24 protein-coding genes are annotated in these 23,166 nt (G+C 71.8%); 14 read left to right on the top strand and 10 right to left on the bottom strand.

Features of this window, described 5'->3' with window-relative positions:
* The first annotated feature begins 127 nt into the window (after window positions 1–127).
* The 3 genes from pheS (at window position 128) to MFF54_RS21565 (ending at window position 4,568) form a co-directional block, all read left to right on the top strand.
* On the top strand, window positions 128–1,216 hold the full coding sequence (gene pheS / locus MFF54_RS21575) for a phenylalanine--tRNA ligase subunit alpha (protein WP_238306318.1): 1,089 nt from the start codon (window positions 128–130) through the stop codon (window positions 1,214–1,216).
* 78 nt (window positions 1,217–1,294) lie between these two features.
* Window positions 1,295–3,715: a phenylalanine--tRNA ligase subunit beta gene (gene pheT / locus MFF54_RS21570; RefSeq protein ID WP_238306317.1), complete on the top strand. Its 2,421-nt coding sequence runs from the start codon at window positions 1,295–1,297 to the stop codon at window positions 3,713–3,715.
* Window positions 3,716–3,722: 7 nt separating this feature from the next.
* Window positions 3,723–4,568: a DUF1186 domain-containing protein gene (locus MFF54_RS21565; RefSeq protein ID WP_238306316.1), complete on the top strand. Its 846-nt coding sequence runs from the start codon at window positions 3,723–3,725 to the stop codon at window positions 4,566–4,568.
* A gap of 122 nt (window positions 4,569–4,690) precedes the next feature.
* Here the strand turns inward: MFF54_RS21565 and MFF54_RS21560 are convergent, their stop codons facing one another.
* From MFF54_RS21560 to MFF54_RS21550, 3 genes are all read right to left on the bottom strand, one after another.
* Window positions 4,691–5,464, bottom strand: coding sequence for a HesA/MoeB/ThiF family protein (locus MFF54_RS21560; RefSeq protein WP_238306315.1), 774 nt, complete (start codon window positions 5,462–5,464; stop codon window positions 4,691–4,693).
* An 87-nt stretch (window positions 5,465–5,551) separates the two neighbouring features.
* The gene (infC, locus tag MFF54_RS21555; RefSeq protein WP_238230070.1) at window positions 5,552–6,073 is read right to left on the bottom strand and encodes a translation initiation factor IF-3; all 522 of its coding nucleotides are present in this window, start codon (window positions 6,071–6,073) and stop codon (window positions 5,552–5,554) included.
* 258 nt (window positions 6,074–6,331) lie between these two features.
* Window positions 6,332–7,555 (bottom strand): glycosyltransferase family 4 protein, encoded by a 1,224-nt coding sequence (locus MFF54_RS21550; RefSeq protein WP_238306301.1) that lies wholly within the window; start codon window positions 7,553–7,555, stop codon window positions 6,332–6,334.
* 124 nt (window positions 7,556–7,679) lie between these two features.
* Between MFF54_RS21550 and MFF54_RS21545 the strand changes: the two genes are divergently transcribed.
* Complete coding sequence (locus MFF54_RS21545) at window positions 7,680–8,462, top strand: alpha/beta fold hydrolase (RefSeq protein ID WP_238306291.1); 783 nt, start codon at window positions 7,680–7,682, stop codon at window positions 8,460–8,462.
* A gap of 99 nt (window positions 8,463–8,561) precedes the next feature.
* Here the strand turns inward: MFF54_RS21545 and MFF54_RS21540 are convergent, their stop codons facing one another.
* Both MFF54_RS21540 and MFF54_RS21535 read right to left on the bottom strand, forming a co-directional pair.
* Window positions 8,562–8,846: a BQ00720 family protein gene (locus MFF54_RS21540; RefSeq protein ID WP_238306284.1), complete on the bottom strand. Its 285-nt coding sequence runs from the start codon at window positions 8,844–8,846 to the stop codon at window positions 8,562–8,564.
* A 284-nt stretch (window positions 8,847–9,130) separates the two neighbouring features.
* Window positions 9,131–9,559, bottom strand: a complete 429-nt coding sequence (locus MFF54_RS21535; RefSeq protein ID WP_238306275.1) for an Hsp20 family protein — start codon at window positions 9,557–9,559, stop codon at window positions 9,131–9,133.
* A gap of 439 nt (window positions 9,560–9,998) precedes the next feature.
* Between MFF54_RS21535 and MFF54_RS21530 the strand changes: the two genes are divergently transcribed.
* The 8 genes from MFF54_RS21530 to MFF54_RS21495 all read left to right on the top strand — a co-directional run bounded on the left by MFF54_RS21530 (window position 9,999) and on the right by MFF54_RS21495 (window position 15,877).
* Window positions 9,999–10,496 (top strand): hypothetical protein, encoded by a 498-nt coding sequence (locus MFF54_RS21530; RefSeq protein ID WP_238306269.1) that lies wholly within the window; start codon window positions 9,999–10,001, stop codon window positions 10,494–10,496.
* A gap of 15 nt (window positions 10,497–10,511) precedes the next feature.
* The gene (locus MFF54_RS21525; RefSeq protein ID WP_306423978.1) at window positions 10,512–11,066 is read left to right on the top strand and encodes a Tat pathway signal protein; all 555 of its coding nucleotides are present in this window, start codon (window positions 10,512–10,514) and stop codon (window positions 11,064–11,066) included.
* A 146-nt stretch (window positions 11,067–11,212) separates the two neighbouring features.
* Window positions 11,213–11,911, top strand: a complete 699-nt coding sequence (locus MFF54_RS21520) for a MotA/TolQ/ExbB proton channel family protein (protein ID WP_238306268.1) — start codon at window positions 11,213–11,215, stop codon at window positions 11,909–11,911.
* Between the two features lie 147 nt (window positions 11,912–12,058).
* Window positions 12,059–12,538, top strand: a complete 480-nt coding sequence (gene tolR / locus MFF54_RS21515) for a protein TolR (RefSeq protein WP_238306267.1) — start codon at window positions 12,059–12,061, stop codon at window positions 12,536–12,538.
* Window positions 12,539–12,557: 19 nt separating this feature from the next.
* A complete protein-coding gene (locus tag MFF54_RS21510) occupies window positions 12,558–13,610 on the top strand; it encodes an energy transducer TonB family protein (protein ID WP_238306265.1) in 1,053 nt (350 codons plus the stop codon).
* 107 nt (window positions 13,611–13,717) lie between these two features.
* Entirely contained in the window at window positions 13,718–15,043 is a 1,326-nt protein-coding gene (locus tag MFF54_RS21505; protein WP_238306254.1) for an MFS transporter, read from the top strand.
* A gap of 269 nt (window positions 15,044–15,312) precedes the next feature.
* Complete coding sequence (locus tag MFF54_RS21500; RefSeq protein WP_238306239.1) at window positions 15,313–15,624, top strand: hypothetical protein; 312 nt, start codon at window positions 15,313–15,315, stop codon at window positions 15,622–15,624.
* 7 nt (window positions 15,625–15,631) lie between these two features.
* Entirely contained in the window at window positions 15,632–15,877 is a 246-nt protein-coding gene (locus MFF54_RS21495) for a BrnA antitoxin family protein (protein ID WP_238306237.1), read from the top strand.
* A gap of 6 nt (window positions 15,878–15,883) precedes the next feature.
* Here MFF54_RS21495 and MFF54_RS21490 read toward each other — a convergent pair whose 3' ends face one another.
* From MFF54_RS21490 to MFF54_RS21480, 3 genes are read right to left on the bottom strand one after another with little or no spacing between them, the layout of a single operon-like run.
* Window positions 15,884–16,345: a YaiI/YqxD family protein gene (locus tag MFF54_RS21490; protein WP_238306228.1), complete on the bottom strand. Its 462-nt coding sequence runs from the start codon at window positions 16,343–16,345 to the stop codon at window positions 15,884–15,886.
* A 10-nt stretch (window positions 16,346–16,355) separates the two neighbouring features.
* Window positions 16,356–16,547, bottom strand: a complete 192-nt coding sequence (locus MFF54_RS21485) for a hypothetical protein (protein WP_238306218.1) — start codon at window positions 16,545–16,547, stop codon at window positions 16,356–16,358.
* Entirely contained in the window at window positions 16,547–17,644 is a 1,098-nt protein-coding gene (locus tag MFF54_RS21480; protein WP_238306327.1) for an adenylate/guanylate cyclase domain-containing protein, read from the bottom strand. The genes MFF54_RS21485 and MFF54_RS21480 overlap by 1 nt, the downstream gene beginning before the upstream one ends.
* A 372-nt stretch (window positions 17,645–18,016) precedes the next feature.
* Here MFF54_RS21480 and MFF54_RS21475 point away from each other — a divergent pair, with 372 nt between their 5' ends.
* Window positions 18,017–18,856, top strand: coding sequence for an aldo/keto reductase (locus MFF54_RS21475; protein WP_238306209.1), 840 nt, complete (start codon window positions 18,017–18,019; stop codon window positions 18,854–18,856).
* A gap of 167 nt (window positions 18,857–19,023) precedes the next feature.
* Entirely contained in the window at window positions 19,024–20,283 is a 1,260-nt protein-coding gene (locus MFF54_RS21470) for an OprO/OprP family phosphate-selective porin (RefSeq protein WP_370880131.1), read from the top strand.
* A gap of 58 nt (window positions 20,284–20,341) precedes the next feature.
* Here MFF54_RS21470 and MFF54_RS21465 read toward each other — a convergent pair whose 3' ends face one another.
* Window positions 20,342–21,880, bottom strand: coding sequence for a helicase HerA domain-containing protein (locus tag MFF54_RS21465; protein WP_238306326.1), 1,539 nt, complete (start codon window positions 21,878–21,880; stop codon window positions 20,342–20,344).
* Between the two features lie 197 nt (window positions 21,881–22,077).
* Window positions 22,078–23,049, bottom strand: a complete 972-nt coding sequence (locus tag MFF54_RS21460) for a c-type cytochrome (RefSeq protein WP_238306183.1) — start codon at window positions 23,047–23,049, stop codon at window positions 22,078–22,080.
* Window positions 23,050–23,166: the final 117 nt, after the last annotated feature.

Raw genomic sequence — 23,166 nt, 5'->3', positions numbered from 1 at the left:
CGGCGCTCCCCGGGAGCGTCGCGCCTTTTCCTTTTCGAAGCCTGCCCTCGGGCGTTTGCGCGCTTGCGCGATCTCCGGCAAACGCGCAAACGCCCCGGCACAGGCGAACCAGCAGACCAGCGGAACCATGGCGACGACCGACCTCGACACGCTCGAACGCGATCTCCTGTCCCAGGTCGCGGCGGCCTCCGACGAGGCCGCCCTGGAGACCGTGCGCGTCGCGGCGCTCGGCAAGAAGGGCAGTGTCTCGGAGCTCCTGAAGACGCTGGGCGCTATGACGCCCGACGAGCGCAAGGCGCGCGGCCCCCTGATCAACGGTCTGCGCGACCGCGTGCAGGGCGCGCTGGCCGGCCGCCGCGAGGCTCTGGCCGAGGCGGCGCTGGAAGTGCGTCTGGCCGCCGAGCGGGTCGACGTCACGCTGCCCGTGCGCGAGGCGCCGGACGCGCGCGGGCGCATCCACCCGATCTCCCAGGTGATGGAAGAGATCACCGCGATCTTCGCCGATATGGGCTTCTCCGTCGCCGAGGGGCCCGACATCGAGACGGACGATCTGAACTTCACGGCGCTGAACTTCCCGCCCGGCCACCCGGCCCGCGAGATGCACGACACGTTCTTCCTGGCGCCAGACGCCCAGGGGAAACGCAAGGTGCTGCGCACCCACACCTCGCCGGTGCAGATCCGCACCATGCGGGCGAAGGCGCCGCCGATCCGCGTGATCATTCCGGGCCGCACCTACCGGCACGATTCGGACCAGACCCACACGCCGATGTTCCACCAGTGCGAGGGCCTGGTGATCGACAAGGCCGCCAACATCGCCAACCTGAAGTGGGTGCTGGAGGAGTTCTGTCGCGCCTTCTTCGAGGTCGAGGCGGTGAAGATGCGCTTCCGCCCCTCGTTCTTCCCCTTCACCGAGCCGTCGGCCGAGGTCGACATCCAGTGCGCCCGCAAGGGCGGCGAGATCCGCTTCGGCGAGGGCACCGACTGGCTGGAGATCCTCGGCTGCGGCATGGTCCACCCGAACGTGCTGCGCAATTGCGGGCTCGATCCGGACGAGGTCCAGGGCTTCGCCTTCGGCGTCGGCCTCGACCGCATCGCCATGCTGAAATACGGCATGCCGGACCTGCGCCCCTTCTTCGAGGCGGATGTACGCTGGCTCGACCATTACGGCTTCCGCCCGCTCGACGTGCCGAGCCTGGTCGCCGGCCTCACCCCCTGATCCCGTCGGCGGCTCCGGCCGCCGCCCGCGCCTCCTGACCGGCGCGCCCGCGCGGCGCTTGGCCGAGGGACCACCCCGATGAAGTTCACCCTCTCCTGGCTCAAGGACCACCTCGACACCGGCGCCTCGCTCGACGCGATCGCCGAGACGCTGACCCGCATCGGCCTGGAGGTCGAGGGCATTGAGGACAAGGCCGCCGCGCTGAAGCCCTACGTGGTGGCGAAGGTCCTCACCGCCGAGCAGCACCCGAACGCCGACCGGCTGCGCGTCTGCATGGTCGATGCCGGCGACGGGCAGCCGCTCCAGGTGGTCTGCGGCGCGCCGAACGCTCGGGCCGGCATGAAGTCGGTCTTCGCGCCCCCCGGCACCTACGTGCCGGGCAAGAACATCACCCTGTCGGTCGGCACGATCCGCGGCGTCGAGAGCCGCGGCATGCTCTGCTCGGGCGCGGAGCTCGGCCTCGGCGACGACCATGACGGCATCCTCGACCTGCCCGAGGACGCGCCGGTCGGCCAGCCCTACGCGCTCTATGCCGGGCTGGACGACCCGGTCATCGAGATCAACCTGACGCCCAACCGGCCGGACTGCACGGCGGTCTCGGGCATCGCCCGCGACCTCGCGGCGGCGGGCCTCGGCACGCTGAAGCGCCCGCCCGAGCCTCCGGTGCGCGGCGAGGGCCCCTGCCCCGTGCCGGTGACGCTCGACCTGCACGCGCAGCACCGCGATCTCGCACCTCTCTTCGCGCTCCGCCTCGTGCGGGGCGTCCGGAACGGGCCCTCGCCCGACTGGATGCAGGCGCGGCTGCGGGCGATCGGCCTCCGCCCGATCAACGCGCTCGTCGACATCACCAACTACATGACCTTCGACCGCGGCCGGCCGCTGCACGTCTTCGACGCCGCCAAGGTCAAGGGCGGCCTCACCGTGCGCCTCGCCCGAGCGGACGAGACCCTCAAGGCTCTCGACGGGCGCGAGTACCGGCCCGGCCCCGAGACCGTGGTGATCGCCGACGAGGCGGGCGTCGAGTCGATCGCCGGCATCATCGGCGGCGAGGCCACGGGCTGCGACGAGACCACGACCGACGTGTTGATCGAGTCGGCCCTGTGGAACCCGCAGAACATCGCCCAGACCGGCCGCCGCCTCGGCGTGGTGACCGATGCGCGCTACCGCTTCGAGCGCGGCGTCGACCCCGCCTCGACGCTGCCGGGCCTCGACCACGCCACGCGGCTCGTCCTCGAGATCTGCGGCGGCACGCCGACCGAGGCCACCGTCGCGGGCGAGATGCCCGAGACCGAGCGGGTCATCGACTTCCCCTGGACCGAGGTGCGCCGCCTCGCCGGCATCGACCTGCCGCGGGTCGAGATGAAGGTGATCCTCGAATCCCTCGGCTTCCACGTGGTGGGCACCGGCGACCGGGTGAAGGTGCTCACCCCCTCCTGGCGGCCCGACATCGAGGGCAAGGCTGACCTCGTCGAGGAGATCGTGCGCATCGCCGGGCTCGACCGGATCGAGGCCAAGCCCCTGCCCCGCCCCGAGACCGTCGCGAAGGCCGTCCTCACGCCGATCCAGAAGCGCACCCGGCTCGCCCGGCGGGCGCTCGCCGGCCGCGGTCTGATGGAGGCCGTGACGTGGTCGTTCATCCCTCACGCCGATGCCGAGCTGTTCGGCGGCGGCGGTGCCGACCTCGTGCTGGCGAACCCGATCGCCGCGGACCTCTCCGACATGCGCCCGAGCCTCGTGCCGGGCTTGCTCCGCGCCGCGCAGCGCAACGCCGACCGAGGCTACCCGGACGCGGCCCTCTTCGAGGTCGGCCAGTGCTTTGCGAGCGACCAGCCCGAGGGCCAGAGCATCCGGGCGACGGCCGTGCGCCGCGGCACGGCGGGCTTCACCGGAGCCGGCCGCAACTGGGACGGCGCGGCGCCCGTGGTCGACGCTTTCCAGGCCAAGGCCGACGCGCTCGCGCTGCTCGCCGCCCTCGGCGTGCCGACCGGCGGGCTGCAGGTGGTGGCCGGCGGCCCCGCCTGGCTGCATCCCGGCCGCTCCGGAACGCTGCAGTTCGGGCCGAAGAATCAGGTCGGATATTTCGGCGAGATCCACCCGCGGGTGATGAAGGCGCTCGACCTCAAGGGCACGCTGGTGGCCTTCGAGATCGATCTCGGCGCCCTGCCCCTGCCGAAGCAGCGGGCCACCAAGACGAAGCCGGTGCTCGCGCTCTCCGACCTTCAGCCGCTCGCCCGCGACTTCGCCTTCGTGGTGGGCCGCGACGTGCCGGCCGGCGAGATCGTGCGCGCCGCGCAGGCGGCTGAGCGCAAGCTCGTCGTGGGTGTCGACGTGTTCGACCTCTACGAGGGCACCGGCGTTCCCGAGGGCCAGAAGTCGGTGGCGGTCGCGGTGCGGCTGCAGCCGACCGAGCGCACGCTGACCGATGCCGAGATCGAGGCGGTGAGCCAGAAGATCGTGGCCGAGGTCGCCCGCAAGACCGGCGCGACCCTGCGGGGCTGAGCGGAGCATGGACGACGCGATCCTGCTCGCCGACCTCTCGGCCGCGACGCACCTGCCGAAGGCGGCCTTCCGCCGGGCGCTGGAGCGGCCGGAGGTCGTCGCGCCCGAGACGCTCCGCCTCTTGGAGATCGCCGCCACGGGCGCGGATCTCGAGGAGGGGGAGGCCAATCTCCTGTTCTGGGGCCTGCACGTGCTGGCGCACGCGCGCGATACGCGGGCGCTCGCGCCGCTGCTGCGCCTGCTCCGCCAGGACGAGGACACCCTCGACGCGTATCTCGGCGACGCCGTCACCTCGACCCTGGCGAAGGTGGTGGCGAGCCTGTTCGACGGGGATCCGGAGCCGGTCTTCGCGCTGATCCGCGACAGCACGGTCGATGACGCCGTCCGGCAATCGCTGTTCTCGGCCTGCGTCACGCTCTGCCACACCGGCCGGATCGACCGCGACGCGATGCGCGCCCTGCTCGTCCGCTTCGACGACGCGAAGGCCGCGGTCGAGGAGGGCGCGGCCTGGATCGGCTGGGAGGAGACGATCGCGCTCCTCGGTTTCCGCGATCTGGCGGGCCGCGCCGAGGCGGCGCGCCGGGACGGGCGCATCACCGACGCATTCAGCGACGCGGGCTGGTTCAAGGAGGCCCTGCGCAAGGCCGAGAACCGGCCCGACGACCTGCGCCGCTTCGATGCCTGGAGCTACGGCACGCTGGACGATCCGCTCTCCGACCTCGCCTGGACCGAGGAGGGCGCCGGCCTGCCGCAGCAGAACCCCTACCGGGATGTCGGCCGCAACGATCCCTGCCCCTGCGGCAGCGGCCAGAAGTTCAAGAAGTGCTGCCTCGGCAAGGTCGAGGCGGTCTGATCCGACGCCATGCGCTCTCCCTCCCCGCGTAGGGAGAGGGAGAGCGCGGGGAACTTGCGCGGGATGGGTGGAGGCTGCTGTGCTCTCTCGGAGGCGGAGCCTTTCTGCCCCGAGCTCCCGCCTCAGACGGTGCCGCTGAGCGGGTTCGCCGGATCCCAGCCGTACTGGAGCGTCTCGAAGCGCATCGATCGCGCGTCGACCATGAGCAGCCGCCCGACCAGCGGCTCGCCGAAGCCGGCTACCGCCCGGATCACCTCCATGGCCATCAGCGAGCCCATCACGCCCGCGAGCGCGCCGAGCACGCCGGCCTCCGCGCAGGGCGGGATCGAGCCGGCTGGCGGCGGTTCGGGGAAGAGGCAGCGATAGGTCGGGTTCGGGTGGCCCGCCGCGTCCGTCTCGTGCGCCCGGATCGTGGTGAGCGAGCCGTCGAAGCGGCCGAGCGCCGCGGTGACCAGTGGCCGCCCCGCGTGGAAGCAGGCGTCGGAGACGGCGTAGCGGGTGGCGAAATTGTCCGAGCCGTCCGCCACCAGATCGTACTGGGCGATCAGGTCGACCGCGTTTTCCGGCGTGATCCGGTGCGGGTGGGCGACGACCGCGACGTGCGGGTTGAGGCGCGCGACGGCGTCCCCCGCGCTCTCGACCTTGGGCCGTCCGAGATCGGGCGTGCCGTGGATCACCTGCCGCTGCAGGTTCGAGAGCGAAACGGTGTCGTCGTCCACGATGCCGATCGTGCCGATGCCGGCCGCAGCGAGGTACTGGATCAGCGGCGCTCCGAGCCCGCCTGCCCCGATCACGAGCACGCGCGCGGCCTTCAACCGGTTCTGGCCGGGGCCGCCAACCTCGGCGAGCACGAGATGGCGGGCGTAGCGTTCGATCTCTTCGGGGGCGAGGGCCATGGGCGGGAGATAATCCGCACGGCGCCCAAACGAAAGCGCCGTCCCGGTCGGGGACGGCGCGAACGCGTTTCGATGGGCGAGCTGCCTTTAGCGCGGCGCCAGGATCATGATCATCTGGCGGCCTTCGAGCATCGGCTCGCTCTCCACCTTGGCGATCTCGGCGGTCTCGTGCTTCACGCGCTCTAGGAGGCGCAGGCCGAGGTCCTGGTGAGCCATCTCGCGGCCGCGGAAGCGCAGGGTCACCTTGACCTTGTCGCCCTCCTCGAAGAACCGCTGCACCGACTTCATCTTGACGTCGTAGTCGTGCTTGTCGATGCCGGGACGGAGCTTGATCTCCTTGACCTCGACCGTCTTCTGCCGCTTGCGGGCCTCGTTCTGCTTCTTCTGCTCGTTGAAGCGGAAGCGGCCGTAATCGAGGAGCTTGCAGACGGGCGGCGCGGAGTTCGGGGCGATCTCGACGAGGTCGAGGCCGGCCTCCTCGGCCATCTGGAGGGCATCGAAGAAGGCGACGACGCCACGGTTCTGGCCGTCAGCGTCGATGAGCTGCACGTCGCGGACGCCGCGAATGTCCCGGTTGGCGCGCGGCCCGTCCTTCTGCGGGGCCGGCATGGCTCTCATAGGTCTACGAATGGCTGCTATCTCCTGCTGCAACGACGAAGAGGCGACCCGGAACACCCGTCCGAGGATGTCCTGACCGCCGCCGCTCCGGCCAATCCCGGATAAACCCACCTTGGCTCAAGCGTGCGGCAAGTCAACATACCTCGGCTGTGCGAAGCGCAGTTCTTCGAAGATGGTTCCTGAAAAACACGTCGAATGTGAGAACGCGCGGGCCCAGCTTCAAGATCCCTCACGGTCCCGACTTCGCCGTCAGGCCGCCCGGCCGAGGAGGCGCGCGTAGACGTCGAGCGTGTCGCCGACCATGCGCTCCAGCGAGAAGTTCGCCTCGACATGGGCGCGGGCCCGGCGACCGAGCGCGTCGCGGGCGCTGGCGCCGAGCGTGAGGGCGTCGCCCAAAGCCGCGGCGAGCGCGTCGGCGTCGCCTGCCGGCACGCGCCAGCCCGTGCGCTGGCCGGGCTCCACGTCGGGCGGGCTCAGCACCGTCTCGGGCACCGCCCCGAGATCGGAGACGACGACCGGCGTGCCGAGCGCCTGCGCCTCGACCGCGGCCCGGCCGAAGGCCTCGGGCTCGACCGAGGGCACCGCCACCACGGAGGCGGCGCGAAAGGCCGCCGGCATGTCGGTGCAGTGTCCCACGCGCCGCACGATGCCCTGGAGGCCGCGCGCGGCGATCAGGGCATCGATCTCGCGGACGTAGCCCTCCCGTCCCTGCGGATCGCCCGCCAGCACCACCGCGAGGTCGCCGATCCCCCGTCCGCGCATCAGCGCGGCGGCCTCGATCAGGACGCGGTGCCCCTTCCAGGCGGTCAGCCGGGCGGCGAGCAGGACCACGCGCTCGTGCGGCGCCACGCCCCAACTGCGGCGGAGCGCCTCGACCCGCCCCGGTCCGACCGCCACCGGCGTGAAGGCGGAGAGATCCGTGCCGCGGTGGATCACCTGCACCCGGTCCCCCGCCTGCTCGGCGTGGAGGCGGCGGATCAGCTCGGCGGTGTAGTGCGAGTTGGCGATCACCGCGTCGCCGCGGGCCATCACCGAGTTGTAGAGTACCTTTACGCCGGTCCGGCCGGAATAGCTGCCGTGATAGGTCGTGACGAAGGGAAGCCCGAGCCGCCGCGCCGCGCCGAGCGCCACCCAGGCCGGCGCGCGGGAGCGGGCATGGATGAGGCCCACGCCCTCGCGCCGACAGAGCCTCGCGAGTCGCCCGACATTGAGCGCCATCGCGGCCGGGTTCTTGGAGCCCGCCGGGAACGGCACCCAGACGCCGCCCTTGGCCTGCAGCTCGCCGACCAGCCGGCCGCCCTCGGTGGCGACCAGCGCCCGCGCACCCGCCGCCGCGAGACCTGCGGCCACGTCCACGGTGGTGCGCTCCGCGCCCCCTGCGTCGAGCGCGGGGATGATCTGGAGCACGCAGGTGCCCGCCAGCGGGGGCGCCTGCGTGGGAAAGCCGGTGGGGCTGCGCGTCTCGCCGGTCATGTGCGGAACGCTACCCTCTGTCTCGTACGCATCGTCACAGGATCGGCCCCGGGCTTTACGGTCGGGTAAACGGAGCCTGAAGCTGAAGCGTTCAGGCCGGGAAGCATCGCGTAAGGAGAAGGTGATGGCGCAGACGGATAAGGCGGGCGAGGCCCCCGCATTCATCGCGGTCGGAGAAGGTGAGGCGCGGCGCGAGATCGCCGTGCGGGTGCGCGACGGGGCCGGGCCGCCGGTGGTCTGGCTCGGCGGCTTCCGCTCCGACATGGGCGCCACCAAGGCGATGGCGGTCGATGCCTGGGCGGACCAGGCCGGGCGCCGTTTCGTGCGCTTCGACTATACGGGCCACGGCCAATCCGGCGGAGAGTTTGCGGCTTGCACGATCTCGACCTGGCTGGAGGATGCGCAAGCCGTGATCGCGGCTCACGCGCCGCAGCGCCCGGTACTGATCGGCTCCTCGATGGGCGGCTGGATCGCGTGCCTGGCTGCCCGCGCGCGGCTCGCCGCCGGTCGGCCGGTCGCCGGGCTGGTGCTGATCGCCCCGGCCCTCGACTTCACGGAGGATCTGATGTGGGACGAGTTCCCGCAGAGCGTGCGGGACATCCTGGAGCGCGACGGGGTCTGGCTGCGCCAGAGCGCCTACGCACCGGAGCCCGACCCGGTCACCATGGCACTGATCGCGGATGGGCGGAGGAACCGGCTCCTCACCGGCCCGCTCGACCTTGGCTGCCCGGTCCACATCCTCCAAGGAATGCGCGACCCGGACGTACCCCATCTGCACGCCTTCAAGATCCTCCACCGGCTTCCGGCCGAGGGCACAGTGCTCACGCTGATCGCGGACGGCGATCACCGCCTCTCGCGCCCGCAGGACATCGCGCGGCTGATCGGGGCGGTCGCGGAGACAGCCTGAGAGACGGTCTGACGGCGCCGGACGGGGAGCCTGGCGCCGTCAGGGCGCGCCTCCGATGGGGCTTGCGCCCTGTCGCGATCGGCGCGCGACCCTGATCGGTTAGTGCAGGCTGACCGGCTGCAGGTCGTGCGCGAAAGCGTTGGCCAGCACGACCTCGCGGGAATCCGCGAGCAGGATGGGGGCGCCGCTGGCCGACAGCAGGGCGAAGAGATCGAGCCCGGGGCTCAGATCCGGGGCCTGCGGGAACATCCGCTTGACCTCATCCGAGGTGATCGGCCGAACGTAGGCGATGTGCCCCTCGCCGAGCGCGGCGAGATCGGCGGTGTTGAACTCGGCCGGATCGAGATCGGCCGGCGTGAGAGGAGACGGGTTCAGATCGGTCATGTCGTGCCCTCCTTTCGAGGCAGAGCGTCAAGCCTTTGAGCGGTCCCGAAGCGACCGCGGGGCCTGATCCGCATGTGGGAGTGGCCTGCCCCTCGATCAATCCTTGCCGGCTTTCCGCTTGACGCGCGTTTGAGCGCAGGGCGCTCCCGATTCCCGATCCGGGACTCTTGCCCGGAGCAGCGCGCGACCACCTCGGTGCCGACCCCGCCACGCCCTCTCCCAGATGCCCGAAGCGTCCGGGACAACGGTGCCGCTTCATTCGGCGAGAGGAGCGGGCCGCCCTCTCAATCCCGCGCCGAGATCGCGATCTTGCGGACCACGCGCTCCGGCTCGGGCCGGGCGAGATCGATCGACAGGAGGCCGTTTGAGAGGTCAGCGCCCAGCACCTCCATGCCGTCAGCGAGGAGGAAGGCCCGCTGGAACTGGCGCGCCGCGATGCCCCGGTGGAGGAAGTGCCGCTCGCGCTCCTCGACCTGCCGTCCGCGCACCACGAGCTGGTTCTCCTCCAGCATCACGTCGAGCTGGTCGCGGGTGAAACCTGCTACCGCAAGCGTGATGCGCAGCCTCTCGGGCTCCCGCTCGGTGCGGGGCACGCGCTCGATGTTGTAGGGCGGGTAGCCGTCGTTGGCGGCCTTCGACACCCGGTCCAGGGCCTGCTCGATCTCGTCGAAGCCGAGCAGGAAGGGGTGTCCGAACGGGGAGGGACGGGTCATCGTCGGCATGCGTCCTTCAGGCGGAGCCCCGGGGCCAGAAGGCCTGTGGGCACTCCCTGTCGCGGAGCCCGCCGCGGCAGCGCTCCCGCCCGGCCGTGCCGGATCGATCGAAAATATGGACGGCGCGTCCCCGGTCATCAAGGGAGACGGCCGCGGGGCGTCCCCACCGGCCAGGGACGCCGCGCGAGCCTCCGGGGGACGCGGCGTCGGCGAGAGGTGGGGCTCTCGAGCACGAGCGTATTTCACCCGTCGGGAACAGGTCGGGATGATTCGGCAATACTGCCGGCGACTTTCGATGGGCCCGAACAGGTCCGGAGTAACAGTTTGGAACTGCTCTGAATTTCGTGGCAGACCTTGATCCGGGGCGCTGTCCCGCGATATCGCCCCCGGCAGGTGTGGAGCGGCCGGGACTCGGTGCGCGGCCGGATCCGGAGGCTTCATGACCGTGTCGTCCAGCCCGCCCGGTCACAACGCGATGCCGCGGGTGATCGATGTCTGCGGCGACGACGCGGACGTTCTCGCCCTGTCGGTCGTGCGCTTCGTGGCCGCCGGCTACATGACGAGCGACGTGGCCTGCTGGGATGCGGCCTTCGACGGGGCCGAGCGTCTGCTTGGGCCGGACGAGGGCGGCCGCTTCGTCGCCGGCGTGGTCGGGATCGTGCGCGCGCTGCGGGCGGAGCGGGACCAGGACTGGTCCTTCATGCCTGCGACCTGCTGCCGCGTCACCGGGCACGAATGTGCCCTGGTCGGGCTGATCGGCCGCGGCCGGCGCTGTCTCTGGGAGGAGGTGGCGCGGGGTGCGGCCGAGATCACAGGTCGCGCGGAGGCGCCCCGGCTCGTGGCCGCGCTGCGGACGGCGGTCGGAGCGATCGACGCGGCGGCGGACCGGCTCGGGCCCGGCCTGCCGCGCCGGCCGGCAGGGAGCGCCCTTCACTAGCGGAGGGCCGGCCCCATGCGGGCCCTGAACGAGTTCGAGACGCGAGAGGATGGCGGAACGGTGATGGTCGCGAAGCAGGTATCGGTGCGGGGCGCGGGGATCCAGCGCAGCCCGGGTGTTCGGTGCGGCCTCGCCGCGCTCGGCCTGTCCTTCGCTCTCGCCGGCGCAGCCCTGGCCCAGGATGCGGTCGGCAAGGATGCGGGCGGGGCGGTCGCCGCGGGGGCGCCGATCCGGCTCCAGCTCAACCGGTTGGAGCCCTCGGGCGATGCCTGCCGCGCGACCGTGGTGATCGACAATCTCAAGGGCGGCGCGATCAAGTCCTACAAGGTCGATCTCTTCGCCTTCGACACCGAGGGCGTGGCGCAGAAGCGGGTCGCGGTCGAGCTCGGCCCGCTGCCGGCCCGCAAGACCACCGTGAAGCTGTTCGAATTCGCCGGCATCGGCTGTCCGAAGATCGGCCGCGTCCTGCTGAACGACGTGCTGGCCTGCGAGGGCGGCGAGGGCGGCCGGGAGGGATGCCTGGAGCGCACCGAGACCGAGACCAGGGCCGGCGTGCCCCTCGATCGCTGAGCCGATCATCAGGCCGCCGCGGTTCGAGACCGCGGCGTCCGCCCCGACGACGAGAGGCTGCCCGGCGCGGACGCGCCCGGTGGCCAGAGGCCATTGCGCGGATGCGAGCTTGGCCGAACCCGACCCGATGACGTGAGGAGCCCCTGATGGAGAACCCCGCCCCGCTCGATGCCGCGGCCGTCGCGCACGACATGTCCTTCGTCGGCCTGTTCCTTCAGGCAGACCCGATCGTGAAGGGCGTGATGATCCTGCTGGTCGTCGCCTCGATTGCCTGCTGGACCGTGGTGTTCGAGAAGATCGTCCGCCTCGCCGCCGCCAAGCGCCAAGCCAAGGCCTTCGAGGCGCTGGTGCGCTCCGGCGGCAGTCTCGACGGCGAGCAGAAGGGCATCTCGGGCCACGTCGTGAAGGCCGCCATCGACGCGTGGCGCGACCAGGACCCGAGCGAGACCCGCGCCGAGCGGCGTGACCGCATCGAGCGCGCCATGCGGGCTGCCCTCGGCCTGGAGATGAAGCGCCTGCAGAACGGCCTCGCGCTGCTCGCTACCTCCGGCTCGACCGCCCCGTTCATCGGCTTGTTCGGCACGGTCTGGGGCATCATGAACTCGTTCTCCTCGATCGCGAAGAGCCAGGACACCTCGCTCGCCGTCGTGGCCCCGGGCATCGCCGAGGCGCTCTTCGCCACCGCGATCGGCCTCGTCGTCGCGATCCCGGCGGTGATGGCCTACAACAAGCTCTCGGGCGACATCGCCCGGCTGCAGAGCGGCTTCGTTTCCTGCATCGGCGTGCTCGGCAATCGGCTCGCCCGCGACCGCGGCAGCGTCAAGCACCGCGCCGCCGCCGAGTAACCCACCCGATCCGGCGGGCGCCCCGCGCCCGCTTTCTGGCCCCGCTCCGGCACCCGGCGCGGCGGGGTCTCCCGCAGTGCAGTTTCCTGTCCAGTTTCCTGCGCGGCGCCCGCGAGAGCGGCCGGCCGCCAGTCCGGAGGACGCCCGATGGCGATGGGTTCGATCCGCGCGAGCGGGGGCGACGACGAGGACGGCCTCGACGCGACCCCGATGTCCGACATCAACGTCACCCCGATGGTCGACGTGATGCTGGTGCTGCTGATCATCTTCATGGTGGCCGCGCCCCTGATGACGACCGGCGTGCCGGTGCAACTGCCCAAGACAGCCGCCGCCAAGGTGGCGCAGGCGAAGAAGCCCATGGAGGTCACCGTCGACAAGGAGGGCCAGCCCTCGATTGCCAAGGAGGTCTTCACCACCGAGGCCCTGTCGGCGCGCCTGAAGGCGATGGCCGCCGAGGACAAGGACCAGGTCGTGCTGGTGCGCGGCGACCGGGATGTGCCCTACGGCAAGGTCATGGAGGTCATGGGCCTCGTCGGTCAGGCGGGCTTCACCAAGGTGTCGCTGATCGCGCAATCTCCGGGCGGGGCTGCTCCGGGCGCGGCTGCATCCGGCGGGGCGGCGCGCTGATCCGATGAGTGGTACGTCCATGCCCGCCGGGTCCGATCTCGCCGGCCTCGCGCCGGACGAGCCGCGGACTCGGCCGTCCGGGCTCGCCGCGGCCTTCCTCGTCGCGTTCGCCCTGCACGTCGCCGCGCTCCTGGCCGTCGCCTTCCTGCGCCTCGCGCCGCCGGCCCCGCCCGGCGAGCAGCAGATCACGGTCGATCTCGCGCCCCTGATGACCGAGGCGCAGACCGAGCCCGTCGAGGTGAAACAGGCTGCCGCCGAGACGCCGCCGGAGCAGCAGCCGACCGAGGAGCCGGTCGAGGAGGCGACGACCCCGCCCCCACCGCCCGAGGTCGCCGAGGTCAAGCCCGAGGAGACGCCCGCCGAGGCGCCGCCGCAGACTCAGGCCATGACCGAGGCACCTCCGGACGCCCAGCCGATCGAGCCGGACAGCCAGGTCATCACCTCGACCGCGCCCGAGGCCGAGCCGCTGGCGCCGCCGCCCCCGACCGTCGCGGAGGCGCCCAAGCCCGTCGAGCCCGAAAAGCCCGTCGTGCCGGAGAAGCCGAAGCCGGACCTGGCCAAGCTCAAGGCGGAGCGCGAGGCGAAGCTGAAGGCCCAGCGCGAGGCAAGGCAGCGCGAGGAGAAGCGCGAGGAGATGCTGGAGAAGCGCCGCGAGGAGCTGCGCGAGGCCAAGCTGAAGGCGGCCCGGGAGGCGCGGGCACGCGAATCCCGCGCCGCCGAAGGCGCCGAGCGCGCCTCCGCCGCCGCCTCGCGCCAGAACGCCGCCGGCCGCGCCGCGGCGGGCAGCGACCCGAGCGCGATGCGCCAGTGGACGGGCGCGATCAGCGCCGCGATCCACGGCCGCATGAACCCGGGTGCAGCGACCGGCACCAGCGGCGGCACGGCCGTCGTGCGCTTCACGGTGATGCGCTCGGGCGCGGTCTCGAGCGCGGGTCTCGCCCGCAGCAGCGGTGTCGGCCAGATCGACAGCGCGGCGCTGGGCGCGGTGCGCGGCAGCTTGCCGCCAGCTCCCGCGGGCGTGAACCAAGCGAGCCTGACCGTAACGATCCCGCTCAACTACCGGGTGCGCTGAGCCGTAATCGCCACCTCACGCACTCGTGTGCCCGAGCCGCCGGAACCGCGGTGCGGGAAAAGGCTTGCCCGCGCGGCGCGATGAGCGCCGCGCGGGCCGGGACTTCCATGATCGTTACAGCCGATGCGGGCCGTGAAGCCCGCGCGCCCTCGTCCCGCGTTCTGCGCGGGCTGGACGCGCTCAACTTCTTCCTGGCTGACGTGCGCGACGGCCTAGGGCCCTACCTCGCGATCTACCTGCTGGCGGTGCGCGGGCCGGACCAGGGTTGGAACGAGGCCACCATCGGCCTCGTCATCACCATCTCGGGTATCGCCGGGCTGATCGCCCAGACCCCGGCCGGCGCCCTGATCGACCGCACCAAGGCCAAGCGTCTCGTGGTGATCGCGGCGGCCGTCGCCGTGACGCTCAGCTCGCTCGCGCTGCCCTTCATCCAGAGCTTCACGCTCGTCGCCGCAACGCAGTCGGTCGCCGGGATCGCGGGCGCGATTTTCCCGCCCGCGCTCGCCGCCATCACCCTGGGCGTCGTCGGCCCGAAGGCCTTCGCCAAGCGCATCGGCCGCAACGAGGGTTTCAACCACGCGGGCAACGCCGTCTCGGCGGCGATCGCGGGTGCCACCGCCTACTATTTCGGTCCCATCGTGGTGTTCTGGCTGATGGCGCTCCTCGCCGCCGCCTCGATCGGCGCCATGCTGATGATCCCCGCCGGTGCCATCGACGACGATCTCGCCCGCGGCCTCGACCAGCCGGAAGGGGCGGACGACGCGGCTCCCTCCGGCCTTGGGGCGCTGCTCCAGAACCGTACCCTGCTGCTCTTCGCGCTCCTCTGCGCCGCCTTCCACCTCGCCAACGCGGCGATGCTGCCCTCCGTCGGCCAACTCCTCACCAAGCTCTCGGGTAAGGACCACGCCACCTCACTCATCGCGGTCTGTATCGTGGCGGCGCAGTGCGTGATGGTGCCGGTGGCTATCTTCGTCGGAGCGCGAGCGGACGCGATCGGCCGCAAGCCGATCTTTCTTGCGGCCTTCGGCGTGCTGGCTCTGCGCGGCGTGCTCTACACGCTCTCCGACAACCCGTTCTGGCTCGTGGGCGTGCAGCTTCTGGACGGGATCGGGGCTGGCATCTACGGCGCGCTCTTCCCTGTCGTGGTGGCGGACCTTACCCGCGGGACCGGCCGCTTCAACGCCGCGCAGGGAGCGGTGGCGACCGCGCAGGGGATCGGTGCCGCCTTCAGCGCGACGCTTGCCGGTGCGCTCATCGTCTGGGCCGGCTTCTCCGCGGCCTTCTTGGCGCTCGCCGGTATCGCGGGCCTCGCCTTCCTGGCCTACCTGCTCCTGATGCCCGAGACCTACGGCTATACGCCGCCAGGTGCCAGGCCGGACGGCAAGTCCGGTGGAGCGCCGAGCGATCGGAGTCTCGCAACCGCCACGGCCTGATCCCGGCTGTCCTCGGCTCAGTTCCGATGGTTGCCAGATCGCCGACGATCCGGCTCGACCGGGCGGATTTCGCACCTCTCCCGAGGAATCTTGACCGAAGCCTGGCCGTAAAACTCGCTTTTCCGGGAGGACACCCTACATGAAAGGCGTCGCGCTCTTCGGTGGTCCGCCCGCCGACGCGACGCCACGGCCCGCCTCCCCATCCGGGCCGAACCCGAACCAGCCGATCGTTGCGCGCTCCCAGCCCGCGGCGGCCAGAAAGGGACAGGATGACCCACGACACCGACACCGAGATCGACGACGCGGACGAGGTGCGCGATCTCGAGGCGGAAGCCAAGGCCAAGGCCGAGAACCGCGCGGAGCGGGCGGAGCGCGCCGAGCGCATGGCCCGCGAGGGCGCGCAGGCGATGGCCGAGCATCACGCGCAGATTAAGGCGGTGGACGAGCGCACGACGCGCCTGCGGGCCCTGCGCCTCGCCAAGGAAGCGGCGGACGCCCAGGCCAAGGCCGCCGAGGAAGCCGCCAAGGCCGAGGCGAAGGCCGCCAAGGCCAGCGCCAAGAAATCGGCCCGGAAGGCCTGACCGCCCGATGTCCGACATGCGAAGCCGCCGCCCCGCCGATCCGCGCCGGGCGGCGGAGGCCGCCTTCAAGGCGGCCACGACCCGCAAGCCCGAGGCTCCTCCGCCGAGCAAGCCCACCACGATGCCGGGTGCGCGCGAGAGCGTGACGCTGCGCCTCGACAGCGCCGTGCTGGAGCATTTCCAGAAGGACGGCCCGGGCTGGCAGGACCGCATCAACGAGGCGCTGAAGGCCCTCGTCCTGCGCGAGACCTGATCCGCCCTACCGGCTCCGCCGCAGCCGGTTCACCGCGCGATCGAGGGCGCCGAGGAAGGCCGAGCGATCCTGCCGGCTGAACGGCCGGGGTCCGCCCGTGACCACGCCCGCCTCGCGCAGATCCTGCATCAGGTTCCGGGTGGCCAGCGCCATCCCGACGGAGGATTCGCTGAACGGCTTGCCGTTCGGCGCGATCACGCTCGCGCCTGCCTTCACGCAGCGGCTCGCCAGCGGCACGTCGGCCGTGATCACGATGGCCGTCGGGCCGGCCCGCTCGGCGATCCAGTCGTCGGCCGCGTCGAGGCCGTCCCCGACCACCACCCGCTCGATCCAGGGCTCCCGCGGCAGGTTGAGGAGGCTGTTGGCGACCACGTAGACGTGAAGCCCGTAGCGGGCGGCGACCCGGAACGTCTCATCCTTCACCGGGCAGGCGTCGGCGTCGACGTAGATCGCGGGCGTCGTGGTCATGCCGAGCCGCTCATCGTGCTCTCCTCGGTACCAGACGTGCGGCGAAGCTCGACGCGATCAGGAGGGCGCCGAGTGCGAACTGCCAGCGCTCGATGTCGCCGCCGACCGAGATGACCACTGCGTGGCCGATCACAACGAGGCCAGCCAGCGGGAGCCCGAACCGGATCGCCAGCCGGAGGCCGCGGAGCCATCGCGCGGGCATCAGCGCTGACCCGCCGCCGCGTGCAGGGGCGCGACGGCCGCCTTCGCGCGCGTCTGCGCCAGGGCCGGGGTAGCCGCCTCGGCCGTGCGCTCCAGGGTGGCGATGGCGAGCGGCTGGCCGCGGCCGCGCAGGGCGTGGGCGCCGAGCGATCGGGCGCGGATGCCCGCGGGCAGCGCCTCCAGGCGATCGAGGAGGTCCTGCGAGATCAGGATGCTGGTACCGAGCGGCCGGCACAGGGCCTCGATCCGCGCTGTGACGTTCACCGCATCGCCGAAATAGGCGATCTTGTGCCGGTCGACGCCCACTTCCGCGGTGACGATCGGGCCGCCGTGGAGGGCCGCGCGCAGGCGCGGCACCGTGCCGAAGCGCGCCCGCCACGCCTCGGCGTCCCGCTCGATCCGGTCGAGCACGTCGAAGACGCAGGCCACGCAGCGCGCCTTGTGCAGGCCCCGCTTCATCGGCCAGGTCACCATCGCCATGTCGCCGATATAGTCGTCGATGGAGCCGGCGTTGCGCCGCACCGGCTCGGCGAGCGCGGCGAATACGGCCGCGAGGTATTCCTGGGCGCGCAGGTCCCCGTGCGTCTCCGCGAAGGCGGTCGAGCCCATCACGTCGAGGAACAGGAAGATGCGCTCCTCCTCGACCGGTCGGTGATACCGGCCCACCATCAGGTTGATGAAGACTTCGGCACCGATGAGGTCGCGCATGCGGATCACGAACACGAGCAGCGCCGAGACCGCGAGCGCGTAGGTGAGCACCCGGGGCGTCGTGCGCACCGCATCGGCGAGCGGGTCCGGCGTCAGCCCGAAGGCCCAGACCACGAGGCCGCCGAGCGCGTTGCCGGCCACGATCATCGCCACGTAGGCGAGTTCCGCCGCCGGCACGAACACGCTGGCGGGCAGGCGCCGGATCCGGGCCTGGAGCCCGGCCAGGATCAGGCCGCGGTCGAAGGCGAGCGCGGTGCCGCCGATGCAGAAGCCGTAGGCGAGCCCGGCGAGCGGGGAGGAGCCGTCCGCGAAGACGAAGTTGTAGACGAGCCCAGCGCCCGCGCAGGCGAGGAGGATCAGAGCCCAGAACCAGCGATGCTGCGGCAGCATCATGCCCCCCGTGGCGTCCGGTGCCCGACGAAGACCCCCCTGCGGATCTCCGAGCAGCTTCTCAAAGGCGTCGCGCGAGGTTTTGGACCAAAGTCCAACCCTCGACGGCGGGGCCGGCCCATTGCTCACCGCCCCTTGATGGCGCGAATAAGGCATCGGTCGTTCCAACGCGCGGCGGGTGTTTTTCGGATTTGATGCCCTTGGGGTCGAACCGATGGTCTCGCCGTCGAGCGCGCTTTAAGAACCCGACACGAAATGTCCGCCTCGCGGTCGGAGAGCGCCGGCAGCCCGTGCGGTGATCCCAAGACAGGCTCCGCGGCAGAGCCGGGACTTTCCCCCGAAAGCGGGCGTGCCGCCCAGGGAGGCAGAGCGATGCAGGCAAGAAGCTTCGGCGCCACCGGCCTCTCCGTACCGGTGATCGGCCAGGGCACGTGGCGCATGGACGATGCCGAGCGTGCCGGGGCCGTCGCGGCCCTGCGCGCCGGGATCGACGCTGGGATGAGCCACATCGATACCGCCGAGATGTACGACGACGCCGAGTCGATCGTGGCCGAAGCGATCGCGGGCCTGCGCGAAGAGGTGTTCCTGGTCTCCAAGGTGGTGCCGGGCAACGCCACGCGGCGCGGCGTGGTGCGGGCCTGCGAGGCTTCGCTCCGGCGGCTGAACACCGACCGGCTCGACTGCTACCTGCTGCACTGGCCGGGCCACCACCCGCTGGAGGAGACGATCGCGGGCTTCGAGGATCTGCGCCGGGACGGCAAGATCCTGTCCTGGGGGGTAAGCAACTTCGACGTGGACGATCTCGACGCGGCGCTTCGCATCGCCGGTCCCTACCGCATCGCCTGCAACCAAGTGATCTACCATCTGGGCGAGCGGGCGATCGAGCACGCGGTGCTGCCCTGGTGCGCCCGTAACGGCGTGGCGCTGGTGGGGTACTCCCCCTTCGGCAGCGGCGATTTCCCGGACCCGTCGAGCGCAGGGGGGCGGGTGCTCGCCGGCATCGCCGAAGCCCACGGCACGAGTCCCTACGGGGTGGCCCTCGCCTTCCTGACCCGGCTCGACAACACCTTCACGATCCCCAAGACCGTGCGAGCCGCGCGCGCGGTGGAGAATGCGGCGGCCGCCGACATCCGCCTCAACGCCGCCGAGGTCGCCCTGATCGACGCGCATTTCCCGCGCGGGCCGCGCCCGCGCACGCTGCCGATGCTGTAGACTGGCGCCGTTGTCCGGCGACGGCCCGAGGTTTGGATGTTCGTCCTGACACCGAGCGTGAAGTCTCCCGTCTGTCCGCACGGCGTCACCGGGCCGTCGCAGTCTGGCCGGAGGATTCCGGGCACGGGATCGGCGCTGCCCGGTTCCGGTCCGCCCTGGATATGGAGATGCCCGTGCGACGTCTGCGAACCGGACTGGCTCTCACCCTCGCGGCCGCCCTCTGGCCGCCCCTGTCCGTCGGCGCGGCCGAGGGGCCGAGGGGCCCCTACGGCGAGCGCCTGACGATCGACGAGCGCGGCATCACGCTGACGTTTCCGGACGAGGCCGCGAAGCTGCGCATCGGCGGCCGGCTCCAGCTCGATTTCGGCGCGGCCGGCCTCCGGCAGGTGGGCCTGCCCGAGCCGTTCTCCAACAACATCGCGGTGCGCCGCTCCTGGATCGAGAGCTACCTGACCATCGGCAAGACGCTGGAACTCGCCTTCCAGTACGATTTCGCCGAGCCGACCCGGCCTATCAGCGACGCCGCCATCGGTTGGAAGGGCATTCCCGACACGATCCTTACGGTCGGCAACATGAAGGAGCCCTTCAGCCTCGACCAGCTGATCAGCGACAACAACACGGTCTTCACCGAGCGCTCGCTCGCCGACGCCTTCGCGCCCGCGCGCAATTTCGGCTTCGCGATCGGACGGAGGATGGGCGACTGGACCGCGGTCGTCGGCGTCTTCGGCGGCAACGCCAACACGGGCATCCGCAGCGAGGGCGTCTCGGCGGCGGCCCGCCTGACGGCGGCGCCGATCAACACCGACGCGCAGGTGCTGCATCTCGGAATCAGCGGCAATTACCGCAGCCTGCCGCAGAACGAGGCGCCGCTGCAGCTCTCCGCGCGCTCGGAGGCCTTCCTGTTCGCCAGGCCCTTCGTGAACACGGGCGACATCCGGGACGCGGCGAGCATCGGTCGCATCGGCCTGGAGGCGGCCTACCGGCACGGGCCGGTCCTGATCCAGGCCGAGTACATCCGCACCGAGATCGAGCGCTTCGACGGCGCGCGCGCCCTGAGCTTCCAGGGCGGCTATATCGAGGCCAGCGTCGTGCTGAACGGCCAGGGCCGCCGCTACGCACTGACGCCCGATTACGGCACGACCTACGCGATCTTCTCCGGGGTCCGGGTCGGCGATGCGGAGCGGGTCTCGAATGGCGGGTTCGGCGTGTTCGAGCTCGCCGCCCGCTTCAGCGCGATCGATCTCGACGACGGGCCGGTGCGGGGCGGCATCGAGCAGGACGTCTCGGTCGGGCTCAACTGGTATCCCGACCGGAACGTGCGCCTGATGGCCGACTACATCCGCTCCCATGCCGCGCCCTCGGCCATCGCGGGCGGGCGCACGATCGACGCGGACACCTTCATCGGGCGGCTGCAGTTCTACTGGTAAGGCCGCCTCTCCCCGCAAGCGGGGAGAGGGGAAGCTGCGGCATCGATGCAGCTTGATCTCACTCCGCCGCGAAGAGCTGCCAGTCGGCGCCTTCCACGGGCGTGTCCGCGGCGGCGGGGGCCTCCGCCTTCGGGTCGCCCGGCGCGGTCTCGCAGGCGAGGCCCGGCACGGCGATGACCCGGTTGCCCCGGAAATCCGTGCGGCTCACCACCGCGCCGCGACTCTCCATGTAGCCCAGCAGGCGCCGCGCCCGGCCCGGCGAGCGGCTGCCGATCGCCTTGGCGAGCGCCGCGTCCCCCGGGCAGGCCTCGCTGGCGAGCGCCGCCCGGGCGATGAGCAGGAACACGCCCTGGACCTCCTCGGGCATGGTGGCGGCGAGATTCGTTGCCGCGCTCCAGCTTTCGTCGCCGCCCTCCCCCGTCTCGGGCGGCGCCTCGATGCCGGCCCGCGCCACGCTGAGTGCCCTCCGGAAGGCCGGCATCCCGTAGGCGTCGCCGTCGAGGCCCCGCATGCGGCAGCGGACGAGGAAGTCCTGGTAGACCACCGCCACGGGCTGGCGCGCCGCGTCGGCATCCGCCACCAGCCCCTGCAGCACCGCCTCGCAGCCCGCCCGGTTCTCGGCCGGGTCGAGGGCGGGGGCAGCGGGCGCCGGCTCCGGCCGGTGGGCGGCGAGTTCGCGCATCAGGTCGGCCGGCGTCACCCGCGGGGCCGCGACCGGTCGGGCGCGCGGCGGCAGCACGAAGCCGCCGTCGCTCGCGGGCGCCAGGATCTGCGCGCGCAGGTCCGCGTCGGCCACTTCCGGCAGGGGCAGGAGCCCGGGCGCCACCGCCCGCGCGCCGGTCACCACCGTGCCGATGCGCAGGCCGAGGGGGCGGCGGCTGAGCGCGGGGCCGAGCGCCACGAACTCGCCGCGGCCGAGATCGCGGAAGCGCTCGGCGCCGCGCCGGTCGAGGCCGAGGAGATCGGCGGCGCGCGCCATGTCAATGTCGAGGAAGGTGCGGCCCATCAGGAAGTTGGTGGCCTCGGCCGCGACGTTCTTGGCAAGCTTGGCCAGCCGCTGCGTCGCGATCACCCCGGCGAGCCCGCGCTTGCGCCCGCGGCACATCAGGTTGGTCATCGCGCCGAGCGAGACCTTGCGGGCCTCGTCCGAAACGTCGCCCGCCGCCATGGGGGCGAAGATCTGCGCCTCGTCCACCACCACGAGACAGGGGAACCAGTGCGCCCGCTCGGCCTCGAACAGGCCGCCGAGGAAAGCCGCGGCGGCGCGCATCTGCGCCTCCATGTCGAGGCTTTCCAGGTTCAGCACCACCGAGACCCGGTGCGCCCGCACCCGCGCGGCGATGGCCTGCAGGTCGGCCTCGCCGTGCGTGCCCTCGACAACGAGGTGGTCGTAGGCCTCGGCGAGGCTGACGAAATCGCCTTCCGGATCGACGATCACCTGCTGCACGAGGCCGGCGCTCTGCTCGAGCAGGCGGCGCAGCAGGTGCGATTTGCCCGAGCCGGAATTGCCCTGCACCAGCAGGCGGGTGGCGAGCAGTTCCTCGAGGTTCAGCCCGACCGGGCGGCCCTGGCCGGCGCCGTCGAGGCCCGTGCCCATCTCGATCGTGCCGTCGTTGCCGATCGCCATCGCTGATCCGGTTGCCGCCTCGATACGTCCGCGCCCTGGCTAACACGGGCGGGCGCCGGAGGATGCGGCGGGCAGGTCACCCGTCCACAGGTTGCGGCGGGCTGGGGATGGGGCGTGACGCGCGACGCTCCCTCCCCCGCAGAGGGGGAGGGAGAGCTTCGTGGGCCTTACTTGCCGGCCTCGCCGCCGGTCGAGCCCTGCTGCTCCAGGGTCTTGGCCTTGTCCTCGGCGGCCGGGTCGGCCTTGGCCGGGGGCAGCTTGGCGGCGGGTTCCGGCGGGGTCGCGGGGGCGGCCTCGATCGGAGTGCTCGGGCTCGGGCCGCCGGCCGCCGGGTCGGGCTTCGGCTCGGGCTCGTTGCGGTTCGGCGTCGCGGTGTTGGGCTTCGGGCTGCCGGGCGCCTTCTCGAGCACGGGCTGGGCCGTGTTCGTGTCGGCGGGCTTGGCCGGGCTGTCCTTGCCCTCAGAGGCCTTGCCGGCGGCGGGCTGGCTCGCGCTCGGCTTGGTCTCGGCCGGCTTGGCGTCAGCCGGCTTGGCCTCCGCCTTCCCGCCCTCGGCCGGCTTGGCGTCTGCGGGTTTGGCATCAGCCGGCTTGGCCTCCGTCTTCTCGGCGGCGGGCAGCGGCTTCGGGCTGTCGGACAGCGTGCGCAGGTAGGCGATCACGTTCGCCCGCTCCTGCGGGGCGGAGATGCCCGCGAAGGCCATCTTGGTGCCCTTGATGAAGCCCTTCGGGCTCGCCAGGAAGTGGTCGAGGTCGTCGTAGGTCCAGGTCCCGCCCTTCTCCTTCAGGCCGGCCGAGTAGTCGAACCCGCCGTGGCTGCCCTTCGGGCGCTCGACGATCTCCCAGAGATCCGGGCCGACCTTGTTCGGGCCGCCCTTCTCGAAGCTGTGGCAGGCCTGGCAGGCCTTGGTGCCGCCCTGGCCCTTCTCGACGTTGGCGCTGGCGAGCCGCACCGCGATCGGCTCGACCTTCGCGGCCTCGGCCGGCGCGCCGCTCTCCGGCTGCGGCTCGGGCAGGTCGTAGCCCGCCTTGCCCGCGGGCTTCGGGTGATAGATCAGCTCGGCGACGAAGCCGGATCCGACTGCGAACAACACCGCGCCCAAGACCGCGCCGGCGACCTTGTTCAGCTCGAACGAATCCATGCTCACTCAACTCCGCTGGCGTGACGGGGCAGGACGCCGGACATTGGAAGATTTCGAGGGTGCCTTAGCCGCTCCGGGGCGATCTTGACAATGCCGGAACGCGGCCGAGCTTGCCCA

This window comes from Methylobacterium gregans (genome assembly GCF_022179245.1).
GTDB lineage: Bacteria > Pseudomonadota > Alphaproteobacteria > Rhizobiales > Beijerinckiaceae > Methylobacterium > Methylobacterium gregans.
This window is presented reverse-complemented; position numbering and strand designations above follow the sequence as displayed.

Bases quoted from the DNA above. Each gene is read 5' to 3' on its own strand.
- pheS (WP_238306318.1), top strand. From the start codon at position 128: ATGGCGACGACCGACCTCGACACGCTCGAACGCGATCTCCTGTCCCAG.
- pheT (WP_238306317.1), top strand. From the start codon at position 1,295: ATGAAGTTCACCCTCTCCTGGCTCAAGGACCACCTCGACACCGGCGCC.
- MFF54_RS21565 (WP_238306316.1), top strand. From the start codon at position 3,723: ATGGACGACGCGATCCTGCTCGCCGACCTCTCGGCCGCGACGCACCTG.
- MFF54_RS21560 (WP_238306315.1), bottom strand. From the start codon at position 5,464: ATGGCCCTCGCCCCCGAAGAGATCGAACGCTACGCCCGCCATCTCGTG.
- infC (WP_238230070.1), bottom strand. From the start codon at position 6,073: ATGCCGGCCCCGCAGAAGGACGGGCCGCGCGCCAACCGGGACATTCGC.
- MFF54_RS21550 (WP_238306301.1), bottom strand. From the start codon at position 7,555: ATGACCGGCGAGACGCGCAGCCCCACCGGCTTTCCCACGCAGGCGCCC.
- MFF54_RS21545 (WP_238306291.1), top strand. From the start codon at position 7,680: ATGGCGCAGACGGATAAGGCGGGCGAGGCCCCCGCATTCATCGCGGTC.
- MFF54_RS21540 (WP_238306284.1), bottom strand. From the start codon at position 8,846: ATGACCGATCTGAACCCGTCTCCTCTCACGCCGGCCGATCTCGATCCG.
- MFF54_RS21535 (WP_238306275.1), bottom strand. From the start codon at position 9,559: ATGACCCGTCCCTCCCCGTTCGGACACCCCTTCCTGCTCGGCTTCGAC.
- MFF54_RS21530 (WP_238306269.1), top strand. From the start codon at position 9,999: ATGACCGTGTCGTCCAGCCCGCCCGGTCACAACGCGATGCCGCGGGTG.
- MFF54_RS21525 (WP_306423978.1), top strand. From the start codon at position 10,512: ATGCGGGCCCTGAACGAGTTCGAGACGCGAGAGGATGGCGGAACGGTG.
- MFF54_RS21520 (WP_238306268.1), top strand. From the start codon at position 11,213: ATGGAGAACCCCGCCCCGCTCGATGCCGCGGCCGTCGCGCACGACATG.
- tolR (WP_238306267.1), top strand. From the start codon at position 12,059: ATGGCGATGGGTTCGATCCGCGCGAGCGGGGGCGACGACGAGGACGGC.
- MFF54_RS21510 (WP_238306265.1), top strand. From the start codon at position 12,558: ATGCCCGCCGGGTCCGATCTCGCCGGCCTCGCGCCGGACGAGCCGCGG.
- MFF54_RS21505 (WP_238306254.1), top strand. From the start codon at position 13,718: ATGATCGTTACAGCCGATGCGGGCCGTGAAGCCCGCGCGCCCTCGTCC.
- MFF54_RS21500 (WP_238306239.1), top strand. From the start codon at position 15,313: ATGACCCACGACACCGACACCGAGATCGACGACGCGGACGAGGTGCGC.
- MFF54_RS21495 (WP_238306237.1), top strand. From the start codon at position 15,632: ATGTCCGACATGCGAAGCCGCCGCCCCGCCGATCCGCGCCGGGCGGCG.
- MFF54_RS21490 (WP_238306228.1), bottom strand. From the start codon at position 16,345: ATGACCACGACGCCCGCGATCTACGTCGACGCCGACGCCTGCCCGGTG.
- MFF54_RS21485 (WP_238306218.1), bottom strand. From the start codon at position 16,547: ATGCCCGCGCGATGGCTCCGCGGCCTCCGGCTGGCGATCCGGTTCGGG.
- MFF54_RS21480 (WP_238306327.1), bottom strand. From the start codon at position 17,644: ATGCTGCCGCAGCATCGCTGGTTCTGGGCTCTGATCCTCCTCGCCTGC.
- MFF54_RS21475 (WP_238306209.1), top strand. From the start codon at position 18,017: ATGCAGGCAAGAAGCTTCGGCGCCACCGGCCTCTCCGTACCGGTGATC.
- MFF54_RS21470 (WP_370880131.1), top strand. From the start codon at position 19,024: ATGCCCGTGCGACGTCTGCGAACCGGACTGGCTCTCACCCTCGCGGCC.
- MFF54_RS21465 (WP_238306326.1), bottom strand. From the start codon at position 21,880: ATGGGCACGGGCCTCGACGGCGCCGGCCAGGGCCGCCCGGTCGGGCTG.
- MFF54_RS21460 (WP_238306183.1), bottom strand. From the start codon at position 23,049: ATGGATTCGTTCGAGCTGAACAAGGTCGCCGGCGCGGTCTTGGGCGCG.